The sequence below is a fragment of the Pseudomonas sp. GD03862 genome (assembly GCF_029840855.1).
Lineage (GTDB): Bacteria > Pseudomonadota > Gammaproteobacteria > Pseudomonadales > Pseudomonadaceae > Aquipseudomonas > Aquipseudomonas alloputida.
Genome location: NZ_JAOCDI010000013.1, coordinates 12762 through 38531, shown reverse-complemented (window position 1 = coordinate 38531; position 25770 = coordinate 12762). Strand labels below are relative to the sequence as shown.

Below are 25770 nucleotides of genomic sequence, written 5' to 3'. Positions count from 1 at the left end.
GGCCTTGTCAGGCCAATGACCTCATGGGATCCTCGCGGGTCATTTTATTCAGCGAGCCCACCCCATGCCCAACATCATCCGCATCGCCGCCGCCCTGCTGATCGACCCTCAGGGCCGCACGCTGCTGGTGCGCAAGCGTGGCACCGAGGCTTTCATGCAGCCGGGCGGCAAGATCGATGCCGGTGAAACGCCGGTGCAGGCGCTGGTGCGCGAGTTGCAGGAGGAACTGGGCCTGCGCATCGACCCGGCTCAAGCCATGCACCTGGGCCAGTTCAGTGCCCCCGCCGCCAACGAGCCAGGCTTCGAAGTGCAAGCCGAGCTGTTCCGTGTCGACAGCGCCGCTGCCGTGGTGCCGGCCGCAGAGATCGAGGAGGTGGTCTGGCTGGCTGCAGATCAGGCGCCCGTCATGCAACTGGCCCCCCTGACCCGCGACTTGATCCTGCCGCTGTATCGCCAGGCGCTCAACGCACCGCGCTGACACCGTCGAGGGTGGCGAACGAGGTGTCCTTGGCCGTCAGCAAAAAGTCGCGCATATATGGGGCATCGAGCATGTCGGTGCGTACGGCGGCATAAAGCGTGGCAAACAGGCCTTTTTCGCCCAGGCGTTTGCCCTTCACATAGCCGCGCGAGCTGTACTCGTGCAGCGCCCAATGCGGCATGCCGCATACGCCACGACCGCTGGCCACCAGCTGCATCATCATCACCGTCAGCTCCGAGGTGCGCACGGCAGCTGGCTCTATATCGGCCGGCTCCAGGAAGCGCGTGAAGATATCCAGGCGATCGCGCTCCACCGGGTAGGTGATAAGCGTCTGGTCGAGCAAGTCCTGCGGCACGATGTAAGGCTTGCTGGCCAGCGGGTGCTGGTTGGCCACTGCCAGCATCGCCTCGTAGGTGAACAGCGGCACATAAGTGATGCCTGCCAGGTCCACCGGGTCGGAGGTCACCACCAGGTCAAGGTCGCCGCGGGCCAGGGCCGGCAGCGGGGCGAAGGCAAAGCCGGAGGCCAGGTCCAGTTCCACTTCCGGCCAGGCATCGCGGAACTGGTCGATGGTCGGCATCAGCCACTGGAAGCAGCTGTGGCATTCGATAGCCATGTGCAGGCGCCCGGCAGTGCCGCCGGCCAGGCGTGCGATGTCACGTTCGGCACCGCGTAGCAACGGCAGGGTGGCATCGGCCAGTTGCAGCAGACGCAGCCCGGCGCTGGTGAAGCGGATCGGCTTGGTCTTGCGCACGAAAATCGGGAGGCCCAGGCGCTCCTCCAGCTCCTTGAACTGGTGCGACAATGCCGACTGGGTCAGGTGCAGGCGTTCGGCGGCCTCCACCAGGCTGTCGGCTTCGCGCAGGGCATGAAGGGTTTTCAGGTGACGGATCTCCAGCACAGATGACTCCGGGGTGTGGAATTGAAAAAACAGGGAATGAATTGAGTTTCTCTCATGATGCGGCATCTGTCGACTGGGCGATCGTCGCACCGCCTGGCGGGAGTCATGAAACTGTCACCGAACTGTGGCAGCGCGCCCGAACAGAATTCATCAGACTCGCGCTCTACTGGGGATCTGCATTCTGGTGTTTCTTTCATGCGGGCTTTTTGGTTTTTTCTTTTCTTTCTGTTCAGCGCACCGGCGAGTTTCGCCGAACAGCGCTGTGACGCCCATGTGCCGGTGCAGCGTGCCGAACTCGGTGCCGTCAGCCTGGTGTACCAGAGCGTCGGTGCGCCACGCGACCCGGCCTTGCTGCTGGTCATGGGCTTGGGCGGGCAGCTGATTCATTGGCCAGACGACGTGGTCGAGGCATTGTGCCGCCAAGGTTTTCGGGTGATCCGCTATGACAACCGCGATGTCGGCCTGTCACGCTGGAACCAGGTACCACCGCACGCCAATCTGACGCTCGAACTGTTGCGTTACAAGCTGGGCCTGCCCGTGTCGGCGCCCTACACGCTGACTGATATGGCCGATGACGGCTTGCACCTGATGGACGCGTTGGGCGTGCGCCAGTTTCATGTATTGGGGGTGAGCATGGGCGGCATGATTGCCCAGCACCTGGCGGCGATGGCGCCCGAGCGTGTGCGCAGCCTGACGCTGGTCATGTCCAGTTCAGGGGCGGCGGGGCTGCCGGCGCCGGACCCGGCGCTGGTGCAGTTGCTGGCCCGGCGCAGCGCACCGAACCGTGAAGTGGCAATCGAGCAGCAGGCCGACCTGCTGGCGGCCTTGGGCAGCCCTGAGGTACGGGACGACCGCGAGGTGTTGCTGCACCAGGCGGCGCAGGCCTACGACCGAGCGTTCAACCCTGACGGGGCCAAGCGCCAGATCATGGCGATACTGGCCGAGCCGAGCCGCGTCGAGTTGCTCAACCAGTTGCGAGTGCCGACCTTGGTGGTACACGGCACGGCTGATCCGTTATTGCCGGTGATGCATGGCGTGCACCTGGCGGCGCATATCCGGGGCAGCCAGTTGCGCTTGATCCCGGGGCTGGCGCACCGTTTCCAGGAGCCGTTCAAGGCGCCGTTACTGGGGGCGGTGTTGCCTTATTTGCAGGCTCACAGGCAAGAGGTCACGCACATCGCAGGGCTCTGAATCCGCGCTGGCTTCTTCGCGGGCTTGCCCGCTCCCACAGGTGCTGCACCGATCTCAGACATTGTGGAGACCCTGGGAGCGGGCGAGCCCGCGAAGCAGCCAGTGCCGATTTCGCTCAGTGCATCCGCACCCACAAAGTCACCAGCACGGTCGCGGCGATCAGCCAGGCCACCGTGGCCAGCGCCATCGAAGCCTCGAGGCGCAAGCGGTCGACCAGTACATACAGGGTTGCCAGGTACACGAAATACGGAATGATCGACCACATGCCAAACAGGATGGTGGTCTTCAGGTCGGCAATGCTGCGCCCCTTGCCGACGATGTAGTGGGCAATCAGGGCGAAGGTGGGGAACAGCGGCACCAGCCCTGCGATGTAGTAGTTGCGCGTTTTCGACAGCACCGCCAGCAACAGCACCACGCCTGCGCCCAGGGCCGCTTTGAATACCAGGTCCACGTTGTTTTCCAGTTTGGGTTCAGTCAGGCGAGGCCGTATTTTTTCACTTTGTCGAACAGCGTGGTCTTGGCCATGCCCAGCTCCTGGCTGGCCTGGCTCAGGTTGCCACCCGTGCGTTGCAGGGCATCAGTGAGCAGGTTGCGTTCGAATGCTTCCACCGCCTCGGCAAAAAGCAGGCCTTGGTTGGCACCACCGCTGGGGCCTTTCTTGAACGCTGGCAGGCCGAGGGCATAGCGTTCGGCCACGTTGCGCAACTCGCGCACGTTGCCTGGCCAGTCGTGGGCCATCAGGCGCGACAGGGTCTGGCTGTCCAGTGTCGGTGTTTCCCGATCAAAGCGCAGGGCCGACTGCTGCAGGAAATGTTCGAACAACTGCAGGATGTCTTCACGGCGCTCACGCAGCGGCGGCAGCTCCAGGGTGACCACGTTCAGCCGGTAATACAGGTCGCTGCGGAACTGGCCGCTCTGGCCCAAGGCATCAAGGTCCGCCTTTGTCGCGGCGATCACCCGGCAATCCACCGGGATGCTCTGGTTCGAGCCCAATCGCTCCAGGGTGCGCTCCTGCAGCACGCGCAGCAGCTTGATCTGCAGGTTGATCGGCATGCTCTCTACTTCATCGAGGAACAGCGTGCCGCCATTGGCGTGCTCGATCTTGCCGATGCGGCGTTTGCCGGCACCGGTGAAGGCGTTGGCCTCGTGGCCGAATATCTCGCTTTCAAACAGGTTTTCCGGCAGGCCTCCACAGTTCAGCGCCACGAACGGGTGGCTCTGGCGGCGGCTGAAGTCGTGCAGGCAGCGTGCGACCAGCTCTTTGCCGGTGCCGGTCTCGCCTTCGATCAGCACGTTGGCTGAGGTGTCGGCGACGTTGGCGATCAGTTCGCGCAAGTGCTCCATGGCCGGTGAGCGGCCAATGATGCGTCCCTCCAGGCTGCTCTGTTCGGCCAGCTGGCGGCGCAGGGCCACCACTTCGCGTGACAGCCCGCGCTGTTCCAGCGCGCGGCGTACCACGTCGACCAGGCGCTCGGGGGAGAACGGTTTTTCCATGAAGTCGTAGGCGCCGTTACGCATGGCGCCAACGGCCATGTCGATATCGCCATGGCCAGTGATCAGCACCACCGGCAGGCTGCGGTCACGGGCCTTGAGGCGATTGAGCAGCTCCAGGCCATCAATACCCGGCAAGCGGATATCGCTGACGACAATGCCGGCGAAATCGTCGCCGATGCGTTCCAACGCCTGTTCGGCGCTGCCTACGCCCTCGCAGGCGATATCCTCCAGGGCCAGCGCCTGCTGGCAGCCGAGCAGCACATGCGGGTCGTCTTCGACGATCAGGACGGTAAGAGGCGCTTGGTTCATGGATGCTCTGCCGATTCGCTAGGGGGTGAAACCAGAGGCAGGGCCAGGACAAAGGCCGTGCCGCCGGTGACGGGATGCTCGACGTTTAGGCTTCCCTTGGCGGCGGCGGCAAGGCTCGCCGACAGGGTCAGGCCCAGGCCCAGGCCATGCTCGCCCGGTTTGGTGGTAAAGAAAGGTTCGAACAGGTGCTTGCGCGCTTCGGGGTCGATACCGTGGCCGTTGTCGCGCACCTGCAAACGGTACTTGTCACCCTGCAACTCGCCTTCCAGCCATAGCTCAGGCTGCGGTTGCGCGGCCATGGCGTCAAGGGCATTCCCGATCAGGTTGACCAGAATCTGCTCCAGGCGGGTCTGGTCGATAGCCAGTTGCTGGTCCTCGAACTGGTGGTGCAATTGCAAATGACAGGCACTGATGCGGTTGGCCAGCACCTGCAGGGTGGCCTCTACTGCCTTGGCCAGTGAAGCCTGGCCGCTGTCATCGCCGCGCCGGGCGAACGAGCGCAGGCTGGCGGTGATGCGGCCCATGCGGTCGATCAGGTCATTCATGGTGCGCAGGTTGGTGCTGGCGGTTTCCAGCGCCCCGCGCTCGAGGAAGCGCACTGTATTGCCAGAAAGGGTGCGCAGCGCAGCCAGTGGCTGGTTCAGCTCGTGGGCAATGCTGGTGGACATCTGCCCGATGGCGGCCAGCTTACCTGCCTGCACCAGCTCATCCTGGGCGTGGCGCAAGGTCTGCTCGGCATGCCGGCGCTCGCGAATCTGGCCCTTGAGGCGTTCGTTGCTGGCGCGCAGGTCGGCGGTGCGTTCGGCAATCCGCCGCTCCAGCTGGCTGTTGGCCTCTTCAAGGGCTTCGCGCGCCGCCAGGCGTGTGGCGATCACTTTGCGCCGCTCGTTCCAGGCAATGCCGAGGATCGCCAGCAAGGCAAAGGCCACGCCCACCAGAATGCCCTGCACCATGGATTCGCGACGCAGGTCCTGCAGTGGGGTCAGCAGGGTGAAATGCCAGGGCGTGTCGACCAGGCGTCTGGTTTGCGCCAGGTAGGCCACTTCGTGCGGTTTGCCATGAGCGGTTTCGGTGTTGGCCGGGAAGGTCAGTTTTTCCACACCATCGGCCAGGGTTTCCCGGGCCAGGGGCTGCAATTCGTTCAGCGGCCACCAGTAGTACTGCAGGCTTCGCGCCAGGCGCTCCTTGATTTGCGGGGTCAGCGGGCGCACCGACTTGAGGCGCCGGGCCGGGTCGCTGGAGAGAATGATGATGCCATTCTCGTCACTGACGAACGCCTCCAGGCGGGCACGCTGCCAGCGCTCCTCGAGGGTGTCCAGGCGTACCTTGATCACCGCAACGCCTATGATCTTGCCGTGCTCCTCAAGCCCATGGGCCAGGTAATAGCCGGCCTCGCCCGTGGTACTGCCGATGCCGTAGAACCGCCCTGGCTCGCCGCGCACGGCAGTCTGGAAGTAGGCGCGGAACGACAGGTCTTCACCAAGGAACGAGTCGGCATCGCGCCAGTTGCTGGTGGCCTGTACCCGGCCATTGGTGTCGAGGACGAAGATGGCCCGACTGCGACTGCGACGGTTCAGGCCTTCAAGGTATTCGTTGACCGTCTGGCGTGAGGCACCGTCCGGGTCGTTGAGCAGGTGCGAGACGCTGTCTTCCAGCTCCAGCAGGCTCGGCAAGTAGGTGTACTTGCTGATTTCGCTTTCGACCGTGCGTGCGTGCAGCTCCAGCTGGCGTTCGCCGTTTTCGCTGAGGGTGCGGATACCATTGCTCTCGCTGATCAGGTAGCCAGCCATTCCCAGGCCGACCATCAGCAGGATGATCAGTGGTGGTAACAGCAATTGACGGATCAGGCGGGAATTCACGGCAGGCTTGGCAGGGCGAAGTAGCGAGGGATCGCATTTCATCACAGTGGCCTTGTTACGACCAGCTTCCGCTGCCTGGTGGGTCCCTGGCAGCGGAAGCTGTGGCCGGGTCAGTGCTGCAGGATCTTGCTGAGGAAGTGCTGGGTGCGCTGGTCGCGGGCGCTCTGGTCACCGAAGAACTCTTCCTTGGTGCAGTCTTCGATGATGCTGCCCTTGTCCATGAAGATGACCCGGTTGGCGACTTTGCGGGCAAAGCCCATCTCGTGGGTTACGCACATCATGGTCATGCCTTCGTGGGCCAGTTGCACCATCACGTCCAGTACCTCGCTGACCATTTCCGGGTCCAGTGCGGAGGTAGGTTCGTCGAACAGCATGACGATCGGGTCCATCGCCAGGGCGCGGGCGATTGCCACGCGCTGCTGCTGGCCACCGGAGAGCTGGCCGGGGTGTTTCTTGGCATGGGCACTGAGGCCTACACGGTCGAGCAGCGCCAGGCCCTTCTTGGTGGCTTCCGCCTCGCTGCGGCCCAGTACCTTGCGCTGGGCAATGGTCAGGTTCTCGGTGATGGTCAGGTGCGGGAACAGCTCGAAGTGCTGGAACACCATGCCCACGCGCGAGCGCAGCTTGGGCAGGTTGGTCTTCGGGTCGGCAATCGAAGTGCCATCGACCACGATGTCGCCCTTCTGGAACGGCTCCAGCGCGTTGACGCACTTGATCAGGGTGGACTTGCCCGAGCCCGACGGGCCACAGACCACCACCACCTCACCTTTCTTGACCTCGGTGCTGCAGTCGGTCAGTACCTGGAAGTCGCCGTACCACTTGTTGACGTTCTTGATGGAAATCATACGGTGATCCTTTTTTGCAGGCGCTTGACCAGCCACGAAGCGGAGAAGCTGATGAGGAAGTAGACGACGCCGGCGAAGATCAGGAACTCATGGGAGCGCCCGATGATGTCGCCGTTGGAGCGTGCCGAGTTGAGGAAGTCGACCAGGCCCACGGTGTATACCAGCGAGGTGTCCTGGAACAGGATGATGCTCTGCTGCAGCAGCAGCGGGGTCATCTTGCGGAAGGCCTGGGGCAGGATGATCAGGCGCATGGTCTGCGCGTAGTTCATGCCCAGCGCTTGTGCGGCGCCCATCTGGCCCTTGGAGATCGACTGCACACCGGCGCGGACGATTTCGCAGAAATACGCGGCCTCGAACATCATGAAGGCGACCACGCAGGAGGTGAAGGCACCCACCGGGGTATCTTCGCCGGTGATCCAGCGCAGCACGAACGGTACCGCCAGGTAGAACCAGGTGATCACCAGCAGCAGCGGGATCGAGCGGAAGTAGTTGACGTAGGCGCCGGCCAGGTTCGACAGCAGTTTGCTCGACGACAGGCGCATCAGTGCCAGGATGGTGCCCAGCACGATACCGCCGATGACTCCCATGACCATCAGTTTGAGGGTCATGACCATGCCCTCCCAGAGGGCAGGCAGGGCGGGGATGATTTCGCTGAAATCCATTTCCATTTACTTGCCCCCCACGGAAATCAGGCCAGGCACGGCGACTTTCTTCTCGACCATGCGCATGAGCAGCATCAGGCCCATGTTCAGGGTGAAGTAGATCAGCGTGGCCAAAGTGAACGCCTCGAACAGGTTGGCGGAAAACTCTGCGGTCTGTTTGGTCTGCGCCAGCAGCTCCATCAGGCCGATCAGCGACGCCACCGAGGAGTTCTTGAATACGTTGAGGAACTCGGAGGTGAGCGGCGGAATGATGATCCGGTAGGCTTGCGGCAGCAGCACATTGTTGTAGATCTGCGGGAGGCTGAAGCCCATGGCGCGGGCGGCAGCTTCCTGGCCTTTGGGCAGCGCCTGGATACCGGTACGCACTTGCTCACAGACGCGCGCGGCGGTGAACAGGCCCAGGCAGATGACCACGCTGATCAGCGCCGAAGTGGTCGGGTTGAGGTCCTGCTTGAACCATTCCTGCAAGCCTTCTGGCAGCAGGTCCGGTACCAGGAAGTACCAGATGAACAGTTGCACCAGCAGTGGCACGTTGCGGAACAGTTCCACGTAGGCGGTGGCGATACCCGATACCAGGCGGTTCGGTACAGTACGCATGACACCGAGGAGCGACCCCAGCAGCAGCGCGATGATCCAGGCGGTGATGGCGATGGCGATGGTCCAGCCCAGGCCGGTGATGTACCAGTCCAGATAGGTTTCGCTGCCCACGCCGGTGGACTTGAAGAACACGCCCCAGTCCCAGTTGTAATTCATCGGGATTTCCCCTCAGACGGTTGTTTCACGGGCACCTTCGAGCATCCGGGGGCGCAAGGCGCCCTCGGATGAAAGGTTAGACACTAATGAGTGGCCTGCAGAATTGATTCGTGCTCGTGAGCACCAGGCCACTATTTACTGAGGATCAGGACTTCTTCTCGTCCGCAGCCTTGTCGGTCGGCTCGGCGATCAGTTTTTTCAGCTCGTCGCTCATCTGGAAGTTGAGGTTCAGACCTTTAGGCGGGATAGGCTGCATGAACCACTTGTCATAGCTCTTGTTGACTTCGCCCGACTTGAAGTAGGCAACGATGGCGTCGTCGACCGCTTTCTTGAACGCAGCGTCATCCTTGCGCACCATGCAGCCGTAGATTTCGTACGACTGAGGGGTACCGGTGATGACCCAGTCCGCTGGCTTGCGCGCCTTGGCCATTTCACCGGCGAGCAGGGCGTCGTCCATCATGAAGGCCACGGCGCGGCCGCTTTCGAGCATGTTGAAGGCTTCACCGTGGTCCTTGGCGGAAATCACGTTCATCTTCATCTGCTTGTCGGCGTTCATCGCCTTGAGGATGCGCTCGGAGGTGGTACCGGCGGTGGTCACCACGTTCTTGCCGGCCAGGTCCGGGAAGTCTTTGTATGCCGGCTGACCATCCTTGACCTTGGTCAACAGGCGGGTACCGACTTCGAAGATGCCGACCGAGAAGCCAACCTGTTGCTGGCGCTCGACGTTGTTGGTGGTGGAGCCGCACTCCAGGTCGACGGTGCCGTTCTGCACCAGCGGAATACGGGTTTGCGAGGTGACCAGGTTGTAGCGGACCTTGATGTCCGTGCCCAGTTGCTTTTTCAGCGCGTCGACGACGGCCAGCTGGATGTCATGCGAGTAACCGACGGGCTCGGGTTTGCCGGCCAGGTAGGAAAATGGAATGGAGGAGTCGCGGTGCCCCAGCGTGATGGTGCCCGATTCCTTGATCTTCTTCAGGGTGCCGGTGAGCTCCTCGGCCATGGCCGGCGAAGCGATGACTGCAGCCGCGATGGCTGCGCCCAGCAATTGACGAACGATACGCATCAAATTTTCCTCGACGTGTTTGTTTTTTTTATGGAGCCGTTGGCGGACTCTTCGTTCAACGAATACAGCAAGAAGCGGGTGCATTCGGCTACCAAGTGTAGAGCATGACTCGTGCCAAGCCCTGCTGTCGACCTTAAACCACTGGTATTGCTCGTGCTTGACAGTCTCGATCTCTCTTCGGGGTTCGCCAGGCCGAATAAACAGCGATTGCTCGTTCGGTTATCCGAACGCATGGGCAGCCACCTATCCCGGTATCGCTTGCGGTAACTATGCAGTGCGCGGCAAGGGCTCAGACGTAGTGAGCTTTGCTCTTTGCCTGGAGAGTTCCACAGATGTCACTGCACCGGCTCCCGAACGATTCCATCGATAGCCTGATCGCCCAGAATTTGCCTGGATGGCTAGTCGACCACGCCCAACCGGAAAGGCTCGATGCGTTACGTAATGCCCTGAGTCGTCAGGCGCACTGCAATGCGCGGCTTGGCCCGATCCTCCAGGCCATCCCTTCTTTGCAGGCCTACGCAGCAGCGTTGCTCAAAACGAAACTGCGCAAGAGCGGCTTCAGCAACCCGGACGTGACGGGCTGGAGGGTACGGGTCTCGCAGCGGCTGTTGCTGCCCAGCGCTTCGCCTGTGCTGCTGCGGCCCACCTATGTTCGCCGCTCCAGGCGGTCATTGCTGGAGGCGGCGCTGCATAACTATCATCGTAGGGAGACACGCCCCGGGCTCACGCTCAAAGGTGAACTGGTCGATGGCAACGGTAACCGCCTGCCGATGAGCTTCCACGCGTTTGCCTCCGCATGTCGCGAGGTCGACGCAGGGGGCAAGTACCAGGCGTTGCTCACCCACCATCTACAGCCTGAAGATGGCCCGGAGGATGAGCCGGGCCAGGCCGTTTCCCGCTTGCACGGGCTGTTCGAGGCGAGTTTCAAGGCCCATTTCGAGGTGGCGATGCGGGTCGCTGCGTTGAAACAGGACATTGACGAGCGCACGTATTTTTTTCTGTTGCCACTTATTGCCGAAAAGCCGGTGGTGCCTGCGCTGGTGGGCACTGTGGTGCCCCGGCAGTTGTACCTGCTGGGCCGCCCGGTTCAGGGCGTGCTGACGCTGGAAGTGCGTTCCTCCGCTGATGGCGCAGTGGAGTCGGTGGTGATCTGGATACCCGATGACCCTCATCAGCCCGTCTCCCGTCATGCCAGCTGGGATGCACTCGACAACTACCTTGGAAAGCGCTTCCGTGCGCCGGCCTATCGGCGCTTTTTCGCACGCTTCATTACCGAGCGTGAGCGCATCAATTTCTATCGCGTATTGAATGAGCGGGTCGCACAGGCATCGACAGCCGGGGTGGAACTCGACGCCCGTTCTGCACCGATCACTGACGCACCGTTCGTACACCTGCGTCGGCAATGCCTCGCCAAGATCAGGGATGACGCCAGGGTGCTCGCCGTGCCCACCGGTGTCGAAGATGACGAAGACCGTGAAGCGCGCATGCAGGGCTACAAAGAGCTGGGTTTGAATGTGCTGAACGTGGCGGGGGCGTTCGTGCCTGTGCTTGGCGAAGTGCTGCTGGTGGCAAACGCGGTTCAGATTGCTGACGAAGTTTATGAAGGGTATGAAGATTGGCGCATGGGGGACCGCGAAGGGGCGTTGAACCACCTGTTCAACGTTGCTGAAAACGTCGTGGTCGGCGGGATGATCGCAGCCGGCAGCCAAGTGGCCGTGCGTGCCCTTGAGCGTCTGGCCTTCGTGGATGACCTGGCACCGGTGTGCACCTCCGCCGGCAAGGTCAAGCTCATGGCCACGGATCTATCCGGTTACGATGCCCAACCATTGCGTGGTGCTGGCGCACAGGAATGGTTATGGCACCTCGATGAGGGCCGTTATCGGGTGATGGAGGATCCGCAGGATGGTCGCTCCAGGATCCTGCACCCTGGTCGTCCCAGTGCCTATCGCCCTGTGATCGAGCAGAATGGCGCCGGTGGCTGGCGCCATGAACTCGAAGCTCCACAGTACTGGGAAGGGCGGGCCAATCTGGTACGCCGTTTGAGTACGCCCCTGGCAGAGCTACCGGAACCGACATGTGACTACCTGCTCCAGGTGACAGGGCTGAGTGAAGCGCAGATTCGCCGTTTGCACGTCGAGCACATGGGCGCACCTGCACGGTTGCTCGATGCCCTGGAGCTTTATCAGGCACATGAATTACACCCGGACTTCAGCGCGCCGCGACTGGCGCAGTACGTTGCTGCACGGCAAGTGCAGCCCAATGGTATCGAGCGGATATTGCAGCGCGCTTTCCCGGGCCTGTCGGCTCGCTGTACTCGTGAGCTGCTTCAGCAATGCAGCGGTGCGCAGCTCGATACACTCAGCACCGCGCAGCGGATCCCTTTGGCAGTGGCCGAGCGCGCACGATGGTCACTGCGCGAAAGCCGTCTGGACAGAGCCTGTGCCGGTTTGCGCCTGCCGCGTTGCGTCAATCCGGACACCGAACGCCTGGCTTTGGGCTTGCTCGAGCGTCAGCTGAAATGGCCGGACACCCTGCGCATCGAACTGCGCGAAGGTAGCCCGAGTGGCCGGTATCTGGCCGGTATCGGCGCCGAGTCTGCGCAGGATGTACGGTGTATCGTGCGCCGCGGCGACGGCTACCGCTACGCCGGTCAAGGCACATCCGGCCCCTACCTGGCGGCACTGTTGGCGGCGCTGGACGAGACGCAGACAGCCGATCTCGGCGATGCCGCTGTCAGTCCTGGCGCCCTGGGCTCGTTGCTGGTCGAGGCCGCTGCCGGTGATCGCACCCAAGCGGCTGAGCTCTGTGGCATGCCGCGTCTGGGCGTTGGCCTGCGACCCCCGACCCGTTTCGGGGATGGGCGTATCGGGTATGCCTTGAGTGGGCGAGGCGAGAGCAGTCGGCGTGCAATAGGGCGTGGTATTCACCAAGTGTTTCCGACGATGACAGACGGGGAGCTACAAGCCTATCTGCTTGACCTCATGGAGCGGCGAGTAGGGTTGTGGGAGCACTACAGCCAGCTGACGGGGCAGTTGGCGCGCCTGCGTCAGAGCCTGCGCCAGTGGCGCAGGGATGCCAGTAACCCACTGGACGCCCTACGCCGCCGTCGGGTCGCTACTGCCGTACGGCGAAGCTGGCGGCGCAAGATAACCGACGAGGCCGGGGACTACGCGCTGATCATCAGCGGAGAGCGTATCGGGAGTCTGCCCGAATTACCGGAGGGGGTGAGCTTTGATCATGTGCGACGGCTGATCCTCAGTGACCTGGGCCTTGGTGAAATCAATGGGGACTTTCTTCGCCGTTTTCCCAACCTGATTGAACTCGACCTGTCCGGCAATCGCCTGACTGCGATCCCTCACGGCATTGAACATATGCCCCGCCTGCGGCAGCTAAACCTGCGCCGCAACAGCGTGATAATGGATGAGGCCGGTGAATTGCGTCTTGCCGGGATGAGCGCGCTGCGGTACCTGGACCTCAGCCACAACCCGCTGGGAAGGGCGCCGGTACTGACGCGCCTGGGCAATTTGCGTGAAGTCAACTTGCGCTCTGCTGGCCTTGAGGCGTTGCCTGAGCGGATTTCATTTCGTGCCCACATAGACTTGCGAAACAACAACATTCGCACGCTGCGCCGAGAGTTGCAGCAGCTGCGCCTGCAGGTGCACCAGTTGTCCTTGCACGATAATCCACTTGGCGAAGCTGACGCATTGCTGCTCGATGAGGCTCGAGGTGTAACCCCGGGGCAGTGGGGGTCAGCGTCCGCACGCCATCGCGCCATTGACAGTGACCTTTTCAATACCTGGGCCAACAGTACAGCTGACGCTGAACGTGATCGCCAGCAGGCCATATGGACAGCCCTGCTTGAGGAACCGCAATCCGATGGAATGTTCCGCTTTCTGGCAGACTTCGTTCACGGCGAGGACTTTGAGCAGCACCCTGGGCATTATCGCAGCCGAATCTGGCGAATTCTGGAAACGTGTGAGCAGCACGAGCAGTTGCGTCACCAGTTGTTTCTCGAGGCGTCTGGTCCACGCAGTTGTGAAGACCGCCTGCTGCTGTTGCTGGAGCAGATGGAGCTTGGGGTTCTGGTGTTGCGCGCCGTCGAAGACGCGCATGGCAGTCGGATGGAAGCTCGCTTGCTAAGCCTGGCGCGTGGTTTGTTTCGCCTGGACGAGGTCGACCGTCACGCGACGTTGCACGTGCAACGCATGCATGCCGAGCACGCCCCTCATGTCGATGAAATCGAGACACGGCTTTTTTACCGACAGCGGCTTGCGCGTCCGTTGGGCTTGCCGATCGAGCTCGACGAAATGCACTACCCAGGTTTTGCCAACGTAACCACCAGCGATGTGTTGCGGGTCCAGGACGCGGTTTTGCAAACTGAGACGACGGATGCCCTGATAGCCTCTTTGGCACAGCGGCCTTTCTGGGAGCAATACGCGCGCGAGTTTCATGCGCAGCGATTTGAAGACCTGGTACAGCCACTGCACCAGCGTATGGAGGCCCTGCAGGCTCAGGTAGATGAGCAAGTGATCAGCGAAAACGAGTTTCTGCAACGCTGTGAAGCACTGAAGGCTGATTTTGACCGCAGTGAGCGGGCATTGCTGGCGCGGTTGGCGCGGGAAGCCTATGAGCGCTGGGCGAATACGCCCCCTTGACGAATCAAGAGGGCTTCACCGTCGGTATCAGGCTGCGCGGCTATTCGCGCGCACCTTGCGGGCTTGCTGCAGATACGCCTCCAGGGCCATCTGCTCCTGTGCGGTCAGCGACAGGCCCAGCTTGGTGCGACGCCAGATAATGTCAGCGGTTTGCTCAGCCCATTCCTCCTCCAGCAGGTAGTCCACCTCACGGGTGAACAGCCCGGCCCCGATAGCCTGCCCGAGGTCTTCGGGGCCGTGAACGCCATCGAGCAGTCGCCACACACGGCTGCCATAGGTGAGCACCCAGCGTTTGGCCAGGTCGACAGGCAACCAGCCGCAACGTGCCAGTACGGCATCGATCAGCGCCTGTACCGTTGTCATGCCCTCTGCGCCCGGCAGTGGCGCACTGGCGGTCCAGGGACCGCGCATCTGGGTGAAGAAGGGCTTGAGTTCAGCCATGGCCGATTCGGCCAGCTTGCGGTAAGTGGTGAGCTTGCCGCCGAACACCGACAGCAGCGGTGCCTGGCCAGCCTCTGCCGAAAGGGCGAGTGTGTAGTCCCGCGTCACCGCCGAAGGGTTGTCCGACTCGTCGTTGCACAGCGGCCGAACGCCGGAGTAGGTATGCAGGATGTCGGCTTGGCTCAGTTGGTGGTTGAAGTGCTCGTTGACGACCTTCAACAGGTAATGTGTTTCCTGCTCGGTAATGGCGGCCGCGGCCGGGTCGCCGCTGTATTCCCGGTCAGTGGTGCCGATCAGGGTAAAGCGGTCCAGGTACGGGATGCAGAAGACGATGCGCTGGTCTTCATTCTGCAGAATGTAGGCATGTTCGCCTTCATACAGGCGCGGCACGATAATGTGGCTGCCCTGGATCAGGCGGATGCCGTAAGGCGCATCGAGCTTGAGGTCGTCCTTGATGAAGCTGGCCACCCACGGGCCGGCGGCGTTGACCAGCGCGCGGGCATGGATCGTCTGGAGGCTGCCATCGGCGTGCTGTAGCTCTACCTGCCACAAGCCCTCTACACGTTCGGCGCGCAAGCAGCGGGTGCGGGTGCGGATATGGGCGCCAAGCTCACGGGCCGCCATGGCGTTGAGTACTACCAGGCGGGCGTCATCGACAGCGCAGTCGGCGTATTCGAAGCCGCGGGTGATTGCCGGCTTCAGCGGGTAGCCCGGGCCAAAGCGCAGGCTGCGCGAGGCGCCCAGGCGCTTGCGCTTGCCCAGGTGGTCGTAGAGGAACAGGCCGGCGCGGATCATCCATGCAGGGCGCAGGTGCGGGCGGTGCGGAAGCACGAAGCGCATAGGTTTGACGATGTGCGGCGCCTTGGCCAGCAGCACTTCGCGTTCAGCCAGGGCCTCGCGTACAAGACGAAATTCGTAGTGCTCCAGGTAGCGCAGGCCACCGTGAATCAGTTTGCTGCTGGCTGACGACGTGTGTTGGGCCAGGTCGTCTTTTTCGCAAAGGAAGACCTTCAAGCCGCGACCAGCGGCGTCGGCAGCGATGCCCACGCCATTGATGCCACCGCCGATTACGGCAAGGTCATAGCAGTTGGCTGTTGGGGGCTGGGACGAAACTGGCTGGGACACGGGCAAGGCCTCCTGGGGCTGTTCACATCGAATATGAACATTGATGTTCGTTTGCGAAAATATTAGCGCAACAGAAAGCCGGTCGCCAGTCAGTCTCTATAGAAAAAACTGATCAAATGACAATGAAGTGAACATTTACGAAAATTCAGGGGGTACGGCTTGGGTGAGGGGCGCTTGCTCACGCAGACACCAAAAATCTGGCGGCATGCACCCACCAGCCCTCACACCACCTCAAGCCTGATCTTGTTCTGATTCAACAATTGGGTAAGGGCCGGGGTTGGTGTCCGGTCGGTCACCAGGCAGTCGACCAGGTCGATCGAGCCCAGGCGCACCATGGCATTGCGCCCGAACTTGCTGGAGTCGGCGGCGAGGATCACTTGCCGGGCATTGGCAATGATGGCTTGCGATACCCGCACTTCCTGATAGTCGAAATCGAGCAGGCTGCCGTCCTCGTCGATACCGCTGATGCCCACCAGGGCGAAGTCGACCTTGAACTGGTTGATGAAATCGACACTGGCCTGGCCGACTACACCACCATCTCGGCGCACCGTGCCACCCGCTACCAGCACTTCGAAATCGTCCTTGGCGGCCAGGATCGCCGCCACGTGCAAGTTATTGGTGATGACTTTCAGGTGGCTGTGGTTGAGCAGCGCCCGTGCGATCGATTCGGTGGTGGTGCCGATGTTGATGAACAGCGACGCATGGTCGGGAATCTGCCGGGCTACGGCGTCGGCAATGCGCTGCTTTTCGTCACGCATCTGGTCGGCACGCATGGCGTAGGCGGTGTTCTCGATGCTCGAGTCGTAAGCCGCGCCGCCGTGGTAACGGCGCAGCAGGTTGAGCTCGGCAAGCTGGTTGATGTCGCGTCGGATGGTCTGGGGAGTGACAACGAACAGCTGCGCCATTTCCTCGATACTGACATAGCCGCGTTCGCGTACCAGTTCGAGGATTTGTTGTTGGCGGGGGGGCAGATTCATGGGCGGTCCTTTGGGGCTGCCGGACAAATTCTGCAATGATGCCGTAGGAAGGGGATGACGGCCAGTAGACGATTGGGGCCGCATGGCGGCCCCAACAGCGATCATGCCTCGTGATCTTCCCAGTCACGGGTACGCTCGACCGCCTTCTTCCAGCCGGCATACAGCTTTTCTTTCTGCGTTTCGTCCAGTTGCGGGCTGAACTCACGCTCGATGATCGCCTTGTCGCGCAGCTCGTCCAGGCCACTCCAGAAGCCACAGGCCAGGCCTGCCAGATAGGCGGCGCCCAGCGCCGTGGTTTCGCGCATCTGCGGCCGCTCCACGCAGGTGCCGAGGATGTCGGCCTGGAACTGCATGAGGAAGTTGTTGGCCACGGCACCGCCGTCCACGCGCAGCTCGGACAAGCGCTGGCCACAGTCCTGCTGCATGGCGTCGAGGACATCGCGGGTCTGGTAGGCGATGGACTCCAGTGCGGCGCGGATGATGTGGTCCACCTTCACGCCACGTGTCAGGCCGAACAACGCACCGCGGGCATACGGGTCCCAGTACGGGGCACCCAGGCCGGTAAAGGCTGGCACCAGGTACACGCCATTGCTGTCCTTGACCTTGCTGGCGAAATACTCGGTATCCAGGGCGTCGTTGACGATCTTCAGTTCGTCACGCAGCCATTGCACGGTAGAGCCACCATTGAATACCGCGCCTTCCAGTGCATAGGCCACCTCACCACGCGGGCCGCAGGCAATGGTCGTGAGCAGGCCGTGGGACGACTTCACTGCCTGGTCGCCCGTGTTCATCAACAGGAAGCAGCCAGTGCCGTAGGTATTCTTGGCTTGGCCCGGCTCCACGCACATCTGGCCGAACAGTGCCGATTGCTGGTCGCCGGCGATACCGGCGATGGCTATGCCGCTCTTGGTGTGGCCGTACACTTCCGAGGATGGGCGCACCTCAGGCAGCATCTGCCGCGGAATGCCCAGGATTTCCAGCAGCTTGTCGTCCCACTGCAGGCTGTGGATGTTGAACATCAGCGTGCGCGAGGCGTTGGTGTAGTCGGTGACGTGAACCTTGCCACCCGTAAACTTCCAGATCAGCCAGGTGTCGATGGTGCCGAACAGCAGTTCGCCACGCTCGGCGCGTTCACGGGCGCCGTCGACATTGTCGAGGATCCATTTCAGCTTGGTGCCGGAGAAATACGGGTCGGTGACCAGGCCGGTGGTTTCACGAATGTAGTCTTCATGGCCGTCACGCTTGAGCTGAGCACAGATCTCGGTGCTGCGGCGGCACTGCCAGACAATGGCGTTGTACACCGGGCGCCCGGTTTCCTTGTCCCATACCACCGTGGTTTCGCGCTGGTTGGTAATGCCCAGCGCGGCGACCTGGGCGTGGCTGATACCCGCCTGGGCCAGGGCCTCGACCATGGTCGCGCTTTGTGTGGCGAAAATCTCCATCGGGTCATGCTCGACCCAGCCCGCCTGCGGGTAATGCTGTGCGAACTCGCGCTGGGAGGTACCTACAACATTGGCGTCACGGTCGAAAATGATCGCCCGCGAACTGGTGGTACCCTGGTCCAGGGCGATGATGTAGTTCTTATCCTGGGTGTCTGTCATGGTCGTAGGCCTTGCAAGAATAGGGGGTCAGGGCTGTGCGTGATGGTGGCATCAATTGGCTTGAGTATCGCCCTGGCGAATGTCATTTGTCTCAGGGGTCGCGGCGGGCGCCGTTGGCAGGTTGCGTGCAATCAGGCCGCGATAGCTCGCTGCACCCAAGCAGGCGCCAAGGATCGGTGCAAATACCGGAACCAGGAAATAGGGAATATCCCGCCCGCCAGTGAAGGCGATTTCGCCCCAACCGGCCAGGAAGGTCATGAGTTTTGGCCCGAAATCGCGGGCCGGGTTCATCGCAAAACCCGTCAATGGGCCCATGGCGCTGCCAATCACTGCAATCAGCAGGCCGATCAGCAGCGGGGCCATGGCGCCGCGCGGCAGGCCGTTGTTGTCGTCGGTCAGGGCCATGATCACGGCCATCAGAATGGCAGTGATCACCACTTCGACCAGAAACGCCTGGCTGGTGGACAGCGACGGGTGTGGATAGGTGGAGAACACCGAGGCCAGCTCCAGGCTGCCTTCGCTACCGCGCAGCATGGCGTGGGCTTGTTCGAAATCGAAGAACAGGTTGCTGTACAGCGTGTAGACCAGTGCCGCGCCACAGAATGCGCCGCATACCTGGGCCAGCATGTAGAAGGGCAGCTTGCGCTTGTCGAACCCTGCGAACAGTGTGAGGGCGATACTCACGGCTGGGTTCAGGTGCGCACCGGAAATACCGGCGGTGAGGTAGATGGCCATGCTGACGCCCACGCCCCAGATGATACTGATTTCCCAAAGCCCGAAGCTGGCGCCGGCAACCTTGAGCGCGGCGACGCAGCCGGTGCCGAAGAAGATAAGCAGGGCGGTGCCGAGAAACTCGGCCAGGCATTGGCTGGACAGTGTGGGTTGGTGCAGAGCAGTCGTCATGTATGACCTCGTTTTTTTTGTTGTGAGGCGCGTGGCGCTCGACAGCAAAACCCGGTGTCTATCCCCATTGACCCCGGGTGATGTAGGAAATGCACCTTAAAAGGGCATCGTTTATTCAGAAACGAAAAAATATAGACAAGAAACGCTGATGTCAAAGGTCGAAAGTGAACGGTCAGTCACGATAAGGTCGCTAGAATCAGCTGCTGATCCCTGTACTAGACGCGCGCGATTGCGGTGCGGTGGCTGGGATGTGGGAATTGTCCTAAAGTAGCCGCCGAGTCGTCCCTGACTGGAGCCCTTGCATGACCCCCGCCCTAGACCTGTTGAAGAAGCACCGTGCCGAGCATCGTGTGCACAGTTATGAACATGACCCGAAGTCGGCGTCGTACGGCCTGGAGGCGGCAGAAAAGCTCGGGCTCGACCCGCAACAGGTGTTCAAGACGTTGCTGGCAAGCAGCGAGAAAGGGGAATTGCTGGTAGCGGTTGTGCCTGTGGTGGGTACCTTGGACCTCAAGGCCCTGGCCCATGCTGCCGGGGTGAAGAAGTGCGAGATGGCCGACCCGGCGGCGGCGCAGCGGGCGACCGGTTACCTGGTGGGCGGCATCAGCCCGCTGGGGCAGAAGAAGCGCCTGCGGACCTTCATTGATGACTCGGCGCAGAATTTTGCAACTATCCATGTCAGCGCCGGCAGGCGTGGCCTGGAAGTGGAGTTGGCAGCGGCGGTGCTGGCGGAGTATACGCAGGGCACGTTTGCCGGGATTGGTCGAGGCTGAGAGCAGGGGGCCGCCAAGCGGCCCTCTGGTTCTGAAGTCAAGTCGCCGAACTGTATCGACGCACGCCATTCTCCTGGCGTGGCAACTGTGCCGCAACGCTACCCGGTACCGGGAATAGCACGAGGTGATCGGCCTTCACTGCAATCTCCACATTCTCACCGATCTCGTGGTCGTTATGGCTAGGGAAGATCGCTTCGAGCTGGCTACCGGTGGGCAACTGCAGGCGGTAGAGCGTGGATGCCCCAAGGAAACTCTTGCCCACGATGTTCGCCATGAGCGCGCTGCCAGGTGCATGCACGATATCATCCGGGCGCAGCAGTACATCCACCGAGCTGCCCGGCGCCATGATGTAGGCGCGGTTACCGCGCAGCTCACCCACTTCGGTATTGACCGCCTCGTGGCTGCTCATTTGCCCACGGATGAAGTACCCCTGGCCGATGAAACTCGCCACGAATGGCGTCTGCGGTTCGTGGTAAAGGTTATAGGGCGTATCCCACTGTTCCAGGCGGCCTTCCTTGAAGACGCCAACCTGGTCGCTGACGGCAAAGGCTTCTTCCTGGTCATGGGTGACCAGAATGGCGCTGGTACCGCGGCTTTTGAGAATATCGCGAACCTCATGGCTCAGGCGCCGGCGCAGCTCCACGTCGAGGTTGGAGAATGGCTCGTCAAGCAGCAGCAGTTGCGGCTCGGGCGCCAGCGCCCGGGCCAGGGCAACACGTTGCTGCTGGCCGCCGGACAGCTCATGCGGGTAACGCCCGCCCAGCCCGCCGAGTTTGACCAGCTCCAGCATCTCTTCGATGACGGCGGCCTGGCGTGGGTGTTTGGCGATACCAAAGGCAATGTTCTGCGCCACCGTCAGGTGCGGGAACAGCGCGTAGTCCTGAAATACCATGCCGATGCGGCGCTTTTCCGGGGCCAGGGTGAACCCAGCCCGGGAAATGACCTCGCCAGCCAGGTGGATTTCACCTTCGTGCACCGGCTCGAAACCGGCGATGGCGCGCAGGGTGGTGGTCTTGCCACAACCGGATGAACCTAGCAGGCAACCGATGTCGCCTGCGTTCAGGTGCAGGTTGAGGTTCTGGACGATGCGCTGGTCGCCATAGCCGCAGGCGAGGTTGCGCAGGTTGAGCAGTAGGGGTTGACTCATGCGTGGTGGTAAGCCGGTTCTACAAGGAATTCGAGAAGCGCCTTCTGTGCATGCAGGCGGTTTTCAGCCTCGTCCCAGGCGACCGAGCGTGGGTCGTCGAGCAGGTCCTGGCTGATTTCCTCGCCACGGTGGGCGGGCAGGCAGTGCATGAAGAGGACATCGGGTGCAGCCAGGTCGAGCAGTTCGCGGGTGACCTGGTAAGGCGCGAAATGCGCCAGGCGCCGTGCAGTTTCCTCCTCCTGACCCATGGAAGTCCAGACATCGGTGACCACCAGGTGTGCATCACGCACAGCTTCCCTGGCATCCCGGATGATCTGCACGCGGTCACCGCCCAGTGCCATGAAGCGTTGATCCGGCTCATAGCCTTCGGGGCAGGCGATGCGCAGCTGGAAATCGAACTGCCTGGCGGCTTCGATATAGGAGTTGCACATGTTGAAGCCATCGCCGATCCAGGTCACGGTCTTGCCCTGAATCGAGCCGCGGTGTTCAACGAAGGTCTGCATGTCGGCCAGCAGTTGGCACGGGTGCGATTCGTCGGACAGGCCGTTGATCACGGGTACACGCGACTTGGCGGCGAACTCGGTCAGGGTGCTGTGGGCGTGGGTACGGATCATCACCGCATCAACCATGCTCGACAGCACGATGGCGCTGTCACCAATCGGCTCGCCGCGGCCCAGCTGGGTGTCGCGGGGCGAGAGGAAGATGGCCTGGCCGCCGAGCTGGATCATGCCGGCCTCGAACGACACACGGGTACGGGTCGAGGACTTTTCGAAGATCATGCCCAGTACACGGTTCTTCAGCGGTTCGAACAGCACGCCTCGCTTACGCAGGTCCTTCAGCTCGATGCCGCGGCGGATCACCCCGAGCAATTCGTCGGTGGTGAAGTCCAGCAGGGAGAGAAAGTGCCTAGCGCTCATGAGTGACTACCTTATCTGCAACGGTATGCAGGTCGACCGTATGGTTTTTTTGACAACGGGGGTGACCTGCGGCGTAAGCCGCACGGGGCGGACGAAATAGGGAAAGGCGCAATACTATAAGTAAATGTCGCCTGAAGCCAAGGGGGGAAAAGCGGGGTGATCGCAAAGGGTATTGCAAAGGGTGTCTTTACCCGTTGGCCCGTGCTGTTCTTTATTTGCTACAGACGGTTGTACACGGCTTGCTGGCAATTTGGCAAATGGCTGTCGTAAATCGTGCGCCTGATGTCGGTGGATTCACGCGGCGAAGCGCACTGGCCGCGGGGCGGGGGCGGGCGCATAGTCACTGTTCGACAACAACAAGGCAGAGGCGGCCATGACCAAGACCCTGCATCACCGTGCCTGTCACCTGTGCGAAGCGATCTGCGGGCTCAACATCGAAGTCAGCCATGAGGAGGACGGGCGGGCGCTGATCAGCTCGATCAAGGGCGACCCCCTGGACCCGTTCAGCCGTGGCCATGTCTGCCCCAAGGCCGTGGCGTTGCAGGACATCCAGAACGACCCGGACCGCCTGCGCCAGCCCCACAAGCGAGTCGGCGAGCATTGGCAGGCCATTGGCTGGGATGAGGCTTTCGCACTGGCTGCCGAAAAGCTGTGGGCGGTCCAGCAAGCCCATGGGCGCAATGCCGTGGCGGTCTACCAAGGCAACCCGAGTGTGCACAATTACGGCTTGATGACCCACAGCAACTACTTTCTGGGCCTGCTCAAGACCCGTAACCGTTTCTCTGCCACGTCCGTAGATCAGTTGCCCCAACACCTGGTCAGCCACTTGATGTATGGGCATGGGCTGCTGCTGCCGATTCCGGACATCGATCACACGGGGTTCATGCTGATTCTTGGCGGCAACCCGCTGGCCTCCAATGGCAGCATCATGACCGTCCCGGACGTGGAGAAGCGCCTTAAGGCCCTGCGGGCGCGTGGTGGGCGCCTGGTGGTGGTTGACCCGCGGCGTAGCGAAACGGCGGCAATGGCTGACCGCCATTTGTTCATACGCCCTGGTGGTGATGCAGCCCTGTTGTGCGGCTTGCTCAACACATTGTTCGAAGAAGGCCTGGCGCGGGGCTCGCACTTGCCGGTCAGCGGCCTGGAGCAGGTGCGCGAGGCCATTGCGCCGTTCAGTGCCGAGGCCATGAGCGCCCAATGTGGTATTGCTGCCGCGGACATTCGCCAGCTGGCACGCGACTTCGCTGCAGCCGGGCAGGCCGTGTGCTACGGCCGCATGGGTGTCTCGACCCAGGCATTCGGTACCCTTTGCCACTGGCTGGTGCAGCTTGTGAACCTGGTGACCGGCAACCTCGACCGTACAGGCGGCGCGTTGTGCACGGAGCCTGCCGTCGACCTGGTGGCAACCACCTCGGGCGGCCACTTCAACGCCTGGCAGAGCCGTGTGTCGGGTTTGCCCGAGTACGGCGGCGAGCTGCCGGTGGCTGCCCTGGCCGAGGAAATGCAAACACCGGGCGAAGGGCAGGTGCGTGCCCTGGTGACAGTTGCCGGCAACCCCGTGTTGTCCACGCCGAACGGCCGCCAGCTGGATGCGGCGCTGGAGGGGTTGGAGTTCATGCTCAGTATCGACCTCTACATCAACGAAACCACCCGCCATGCCGACCTGATCCTGCCCTCTACCTCCGCGCTGGAAAACGACCATTACGACAGCACCTTCAACCTGCTGGCAGTGCGCAATGTCACGCGCTTCAACAGGGCGATCCTGGCCAAGCCGGAGGGAGCACTGCATGACTGGGAGATCTTCGTCGGCCTGGCCCAGGCGTTTGCCAAGCGTGCCGAGTTGGCGTTGAAGCCGACCTGGTCGCCTGCGCAGATGATTGATCAAGCCCTGCGCAAAGGGCGTTACGGTGAAGCAACGCCTTGGCGCCTCTCCCTGGCAACCCTGGACGATCACCCGCACGGGCTTGACCTGGGGCCGTTACGCAGCAACCTCGCTGGTCGTCTGGCGACTGCCAGCAAGGCAGTCGAAGCTGCCCCCCAGGTTTTGCTGGACGACCTGCACCGCCTGGCGCAAATGACGCCCCCGGTGCCGGGCGAGCTGCTGCTGATCGGGCGGCGCCATGTGCGCAGCAACAACTCGTGGATGCACAACTTCCATCGTCTGGTGAAAGGCAAGCCACGGCATCAGTTGTTGATGCACCCGCAAGACTTGCAGCAGCGGCAACTGCAGGATGGCCAGCGCGTGCGCATACGTTCGCGTACCGGCTCCCTGGAGGTCGAGGTGCAGGCCTGCGAGGACATGATGCCCGGTGTGGTCAGCTTGCCCCATGGTTATGGTCATGGTCGTCAGGGCGTGCACATGCAGATCGCCCAGGCGCAACCCGGCGTGAGTGCCAATGACCTGACCGATGAGCGCTTTCGGGACCAGGTTTCCGGAAACGCTGCGCTCAATGGCGTACCCGTGCAGGTCGAGGCCGCTTGAGGAACGGCAAGGCCGAGCACAGCGCTCGGCTTTCCGATACAATGCGACACCGTGCCGACGACTGTGTCGGATAGTTCAGCCGAGGTGCTACATGGATATCATCGAAACGATCAAAGAGCAGATTGCCAACAACACCATTCTGCTTTACATGAAAGGCTCGCCGAATGCCCCGCAATGCGGCTTCTCTGCGCGTGCATCGCAGGCCGTGATGGGTTGTGGCGAAAAGTTCGCCTACGTCGACATCCTGCAGAACCCGGAAATTCGCGCCAACCTGCCAAAATACGCCAACTGGCCGACCTTCCCGCAATTGTGGGTAGCCGGTGAGCTGGTTGGCGGCAGCGACATCATGCTGGAAATGTTCGAGAACGGTGAGCTGCAAACCCTGATCAAGGAAGCGGCTGCCAAGGCCAAGGCTTCTGAAGCCTGATCTTCCGGCAAGCATGAAAAAACCCGCTGATCGCGGGTTTTTTCATGGGGCGAATATTTATTCTTCGCCCATCTGCGACTGCAGGTAGTTCTCGATACCGATCTTGTCGATCAGACCCAGTTGGGTTTCCAGCCAGTCGATGTGTTCTTCCTCGGACTCGAGGATATCTTCGAGCACGTCACGGGAGCCGAAGTCGCCAGCGGTTTCACAATGGGCGATGGCTGCCTTCAGGTCGACCAGGCCTTGCTGTTCGATCTTCAGATCGCACTCAAGCATTTCCTTGGTGTGCTCGCCGATCAACAGTTTGCCCAGGTCCTGAACGTTAGGAATACCTTCGAGGAACAAAATACGCTTGATCAGTTTGTCAGCGTGCTTCATTTCATCGATGGATTCTTTGTACTCGTGCTTGCCGAGTTTGTTCAGCCCCCAATCTTCGTACATGCGTGCGTGCAGGAAGTACTGGTTGATCGCGACCAGCTCGTTTCCGAGGATCTTGTTGAGATGCTGGATGACGCTTACGTCGCCTTTCATGTCGGGTTCCTGCCCTGTAGAAGTGTGTCAATCCACTGAAGTTTGAGCCCGATACTTAGGTGTGTCAAACCTAAGTTCTTGAATACTAAGTGAAAATTAATAGGAATAAGAATGTTTGTGAACCGCGTTGCACCGCTAACTTATTGAATTTCAGGCATAAAAAAACCGGACACCAGGTCCGGGGCCATGCTTTTTCGCCTGGATTCATGCGGTTTCATACTCCTTTACGGTCTAGT

21 protein-coding genes are annotated in these 25770 nt (G+C 61.6%); 6 read left to right on the top strand and 15 right to left on the bottom strand.

Annotation, left to right across the window (positions count from 1 at the left end):
• Positions 1 to 64: 64 nt before the first annotated feature.
• A complete protein-coding gene (locus tag N5D53_RS11115; protein ID WP_190869654.1) occupies positions 65 to 478 on the top strand; it encodes an NUDIX domain-containing protein in 414 nt (137 codons plus the stop codon).
• On the opposite strand, the gene metR is transcribed toward N5D53_RS11115, so the two are convergent.
• A complete protein-coding gene (gene metR, locus N5D53_RS11110) occupies positions 462 to 1379 on the bottom strand; it encodes a transcriptional regulator MetR (protein WP_021781953.1) in 918 nt (305 codons plus the stop codon). The two genes, N5D53_RS11115 and metR, sit on opposite strands and share 17 nt — an antisense overlap.
• A gap of 195 nt (positions 1380 to 1574) precedes the next feature.
• Here metR and N5D53_RS11105 point away from each other — a divergent pair, with 195 nt between their 5' ends.
• Positions 1575 to 2570, top strand: coding sequence for an alpha/beta hydrolase (locus N5D53_RS11105; RefSeq protein ID WP_064492334.1), 996 nt, complete (start codon positions 1575 to 1577; stop codon positions 2568 to 2570).
• Between the two features lie 115 nt (positions 2571 to 2685).
• Here N5D53_RS11105 and N5D53_RS11100 read toward each other — a convergent pair whose 3' ends face one another.
• From N5D53_RS11100 to N5D53_RS11070, 7 genes are all read right to left on the bottom strand, one after another.
• Entirely contained in the window at positions 2686 to 3021 is a 336-nt protein-coding gene (locus tag N5D53_RS11100; protein WP_016498198.1) for a GlpM family protein, read from the bottom strand.
• Between the two features lie 23 nt (positions 3022 to 3044).
• Positions 3045 to 4373 carry a sigma-54 dependent transcriptional regulator gene (locus N5D53_RS11095; protein WP_010952238.1) on the bottom strand — a complete coding sequence of 443 codons (1329 nt, stop codon included), beginning with the start codon at positions 4371 to 4373 and terminating at the stop codon, positions 3045 to 3047.
• On the bottom strand, positions 4370 to 6274 hold the full coding sequence (locus tag N5D53_RS11090) for an ATP-binding protein (RefSeq protein ID WP_020190712.1): 1905 nt from the start codon (positions 6272 to 6274) through the stop codon (positions 4370 to 4372). The genes N5D53_RS11095 and N5D53_RS11090 overlap by 4 nt, the downstream gene beginning before the upstream one ends.
• A gap of 68 nt (positions 6275 to 6342) precedes the next feature.
• On the bottom strand, positions 6343 to 7077 hold the full coding sequence (locus tag N5D53_RS11085) for an amino acid ABC transporter ATP-binding protein (RefSeq protein ID WP_012273899.1): 735 nt from the start codon (positions 7075 to 7077) through the stop codon (positions 6343 to 6345).
• Complete coding sequence (locus N5D53_RS11080; protein WP_012051387.1) at positions 7074 to 7745, bottom strand: ABC transporter permease subunit; 672 nt, start codon at positions 7743 to 7745, stop codon at positions 7074 to 7076. The genes N5D53_RS11085 and N5D53_RS11080 overlap by 4 nt, the downstream gene beginning before the upstream one ends.
• A complete protein-coding gene (locus N5D53_RS11075) occupies positions 7746 to 8492 on the bottom strand; it encodes an amino acid ABC transporter permease (RefSeq protein WP_010952242.1) in 747 nt (248 codons plus the stop codon). It lies immediately after the preceding gene.
• A 145-nt stretch (positions 8493 to 8637) separates the two neighbouring features.
• Positions 8638 to 9555: a glutamate/aspartate ABC transporter substrate-binding protein gene (locus N5D53_RS11070; protein WP_064492331.1), complete on the bottom strand. Its 918-nt coding sequence runs from the start codon at positions 9553 to 9555 to the stop codon at positions 8638 to 8640.
• 332 nt (positions 9556 to 9887) lie between these two features.
• Here N5D53_RS11070 and N5D53_RS11065 point away from each other — a divergent pair, with 332 nt between their 5' ends.
• A complete protein-coding gene (locus tag N5D53_RS11065) occupies positions 9888 to 14210 on the top strand; it encodes an NEL-type E3 ubiquitin ligase domain-containing protein (RefSeq protein ID WP_266025012.1) in 4323 nt (1440 codons plus the stop codon).
• 27 nt (positions 14211 to 14237) lie between these two features.
• Here N5D53_RS11065 and glpD read toward each other — a convergent pair whose 3' ends face one another.
• From glpD to N5D53_RS11045, 4 genes are all read right to left on the bottom strand, one after another.
• Complete coding sequence (glpD, locus tag N5D53_RS11060) at positions 14238 to 15776, bottom strand: glycerol-3-phosphate dehydrogenase (protein ID WP_266025011.1); 1539 nt, start codon at positions 15774 to 15776, stop codon at positions 14238 to 14240.
• 221 nt (positions 15777 to 15997) lie between these two features.
• Complete coding sequence (gene glpR, locus N5D53_RS11055; RefSeq protein ID WP_010952246.1) at positions 15998 to 16753, bottom strand: DNA-binding transcriptional repressor GlpR; 756 nt, start codon at positions 16751 to 16753, stop codon at positions 15998 to 16000.
• Positions 16754 to 16854: 101 nt separating this feature from the next.
• The gene (gene glpK, locus N5D53_RS11050; protein WP_060495345.1) at positions 16855 to 18354 is read right to left on the bottom strand and encodes a glycerol kinase GlpK; all 1500 of its coding nucleotides are present in this window, start codon (positions 18352 to 18354) and stop codon (positions 16855 to 16857) included.
• Positions 18355 to 18405: 51 nt separating this feature from the next.
• A complete protein-coding gene (locus N5D53_RS11045) occupies positions 18406 to 19257 on the bottom strand; it encodes an MIP/aquaporin family protein (protein ID WP_104960899.1) in 852 nt (283 codons plus the stop codon).
• A gap of 302 nt (positions 19258 to 19559) precedes the next feature.
• On the opposite strand from N5D53_RS11045, the gene ybaK reads away from it, so the two are divergent.
• A complete protein-coding gene (gene ybaK, locus N5D53_RS11040; RefSeq protein ID WP_003254957.1) occupies positions 19560 to 20030 on the top strand; it encodes a Cys-tRNA(Pro) deacylase in 471 nt (156 codons plus the stop codon).
• A gap of 37 nt (positions 20031 to 20067) precedes the next feature.
• Here the strand turns inward: ybaK and N5D53_RS11035 are convergent, their stop codons facing one another.
• Together N5D53_RS11035 and argF are read right to left on the bottom strand one after the other, a co-directional pair.
• Positions 20068 to 21177: an ABC transporter ATP-binding protein gene (locus N5D53_RS11035; protein WP_010952248.1), complete on the bottom strand. Its 1110-nt coding sequence runs from the start codon at positions 21175 to 21177 to the stop codon at positions 20068 to 20070.
• Positions 21174 to 22094, bottom strand: coding sequence for an ornithine carbamoyltransferase (gene argF, locus N5D53_RS11030; RefSeq protein WP_014589911.1), 921 nt, complete (start codon positions 22092 to 22094; stop codon positions 21174 to 21176). Before argF ends, N5D53_RS11035 begins: the two co-directional genes overlap by 4 nt.
• Positions 22095 to 22467: 373 nt before the next feature.
• On the opposite strand from argF, the gene N5D53_RS11025 reads away from it, so the two are divergent.
• A complete protein-coding gene (locus N5D53_RS11025) occupies positions 22468 to 24576 on the top strand; it encodes a molybdopterin-dependent oxidoreductase (RefSeq protein ID WP_104960900.1) in 2109 nt (702 codons plus the stop codon).
• Between the two features lie 91 nt (positions 24577 to 24667).
• Positions 24668 to 25003: a Grx4 family monothiol glutaredoxin gene (gene grxD, locus N5D53_RS11020; protein ID WP_021781969.1), complete on the top strand. Its 336-nt coding sequence runs from the start codon at positions 24668 to 24670 to the stop codon at positions 25001 to 25003.
• Between the two features lie 57 nt (positions 25004 to 25060).
• Here grxD and bfr read toward each other — a convergent pair whose 3' ends face one another.
• Positions 25061 to 25534, bottom strand: coding sequence for a bacterioferritin (bfr, locus tag N5D53_RS11015; RefSeq protein ID WP_003254948.1), 474 nt, complete (start codon positions 25532 to 25534; stop codon positions 25061 to 25063).
• Positions 25535 to 25770 lie beyond the last annotated feature (236 nt).

Excerpts from the sequence above, each read along its gene's own strand:
- N5D53_RS11115 (WP_190869654.1), top strand. The coding sequence starts at position 65 with ATGCCCAACATCATCCGCATCGCCGCCGCCCTGCTGATCGACCCTCAG.
- N5D53_RS11105 (WP_064492334.1), top strand. The coding sequence starts at position 1,575 with ATGCGGGCTTTTTGGTTTTTTCTTTTCTTTCTGTTCAGCGCACCGGCG.
- N5D53_RS11095 (WP_010952238.1), bottom strand. The coding sequence starts at position 4,373 with ATGAACCAAGCGCCTCTTACCGTCCTGATCGTCGAAGACGACCCGCAT.
- N5D53_RS11090 (WP_020190712.1), bottom strand. The coding sequence starts at position 6,274 with ATGAAATGCGATCCCTCGCTACTTCGCCCTGCCAAGCCTGCCGTGAAT.
- N5D53_RS11085 (WP_012273899.1), bottom strand. The coding sequence starts at position 7,077 with ATGATTTCCATCAAGAACGTCAACAAGTGGTACGGCGACTTCCAGGTA.
- N5D53_RS11080 (WP_012051387.1), bottom strand. The coding sequence starts at position 7,745 with ATGGAAATGGATTTCAGCGAAATCATCCCCGCCCTGCCTGCCCTCTGG.
- N5D53_RS11075 (WP_010952242.1), bottom strand. The coding sequence starts at position 8,492 with ATGAATTACAACTGGGACTGGGGCGTGTTCTTCAAGTCCACCGGCGTG.
- N5D53_RS11070 (WP_064492331.1), bottom strand. The coding sequence starts at position 9,555 with ATGCGTATCGTTCGTCAATTGCTGGGCGCAGCCATCGCGGCTGCAGTC.
- N5D53_RS11065 (WP_266025012.1), top strand. The coding sequence starts at position 9,888 with ATGTCACTGCACCGGCTCCCGAACGATTCCATCGATAGCCTGATCGCC.
- glpR (WP_010952246.1), bottom strand. The coding sequence starts at position 16,753 with ATGAATCTGCCCCCCCGCCAACAACAAATCCTCGAACTGGTACGCGAA.
- glpK (WP_060495345.1), bottom strand. The coding sequence starts at position 18,354 with ATGACAGACACCCAGGATAAGAACTACATCATCGCCCTGGACCAGGGT.
- N5D53_RS11045 (WP_104960899.1), bottom strand. The coding sequence starts at position 19,257 with ATGACGACTGCTCTGCACCAACCCACACTGTCCAGCCAATGCCTGGCC.
- ybaK (WP_003254957.1), top strand. The coding sequence starts at position 19,560 with ATGACCCCCGCCCTAGACCTGTTGAAGAAGCACCGTGCCGAGCATCGT.
- N5D53_RS11035 (WP_010952248.1), bottom strand. The coding sequence starts at position 21,177 with ATGAGTCAACCCCTACTGCTCAACCTGCGCAACCTCGCCTGCGGCTAT.
- argF (WP_014589911.1), bottom strand. The coding sequence starts at position 22,094 with ATGAGCGCTAGGCACTTTCTCTCCCTGCTGGACTTCACCACCGACGAA.
- N5D53_RS11025 (WP_104960900.1), top strand. The coding sequence starts at position 22,468 with ATGACCAAGACCCTGCATCACCGTGCCTGTCACCTGTGCGAAGCGATC.
- grxD (WP_021781969.1), top strand. The coding sequence starts at position 24,668 with ATGGATATCATCGAAACGATCAAAGAGCAGATTGCCAACAACACCATT.
- bfr (WP_003254948.1), bottom strand. The coding sequence starts at position 25,534 with ATGAAAGGCGACGTAAGCGTCATCCAGCATCTCAACAAGATCCTCGGA.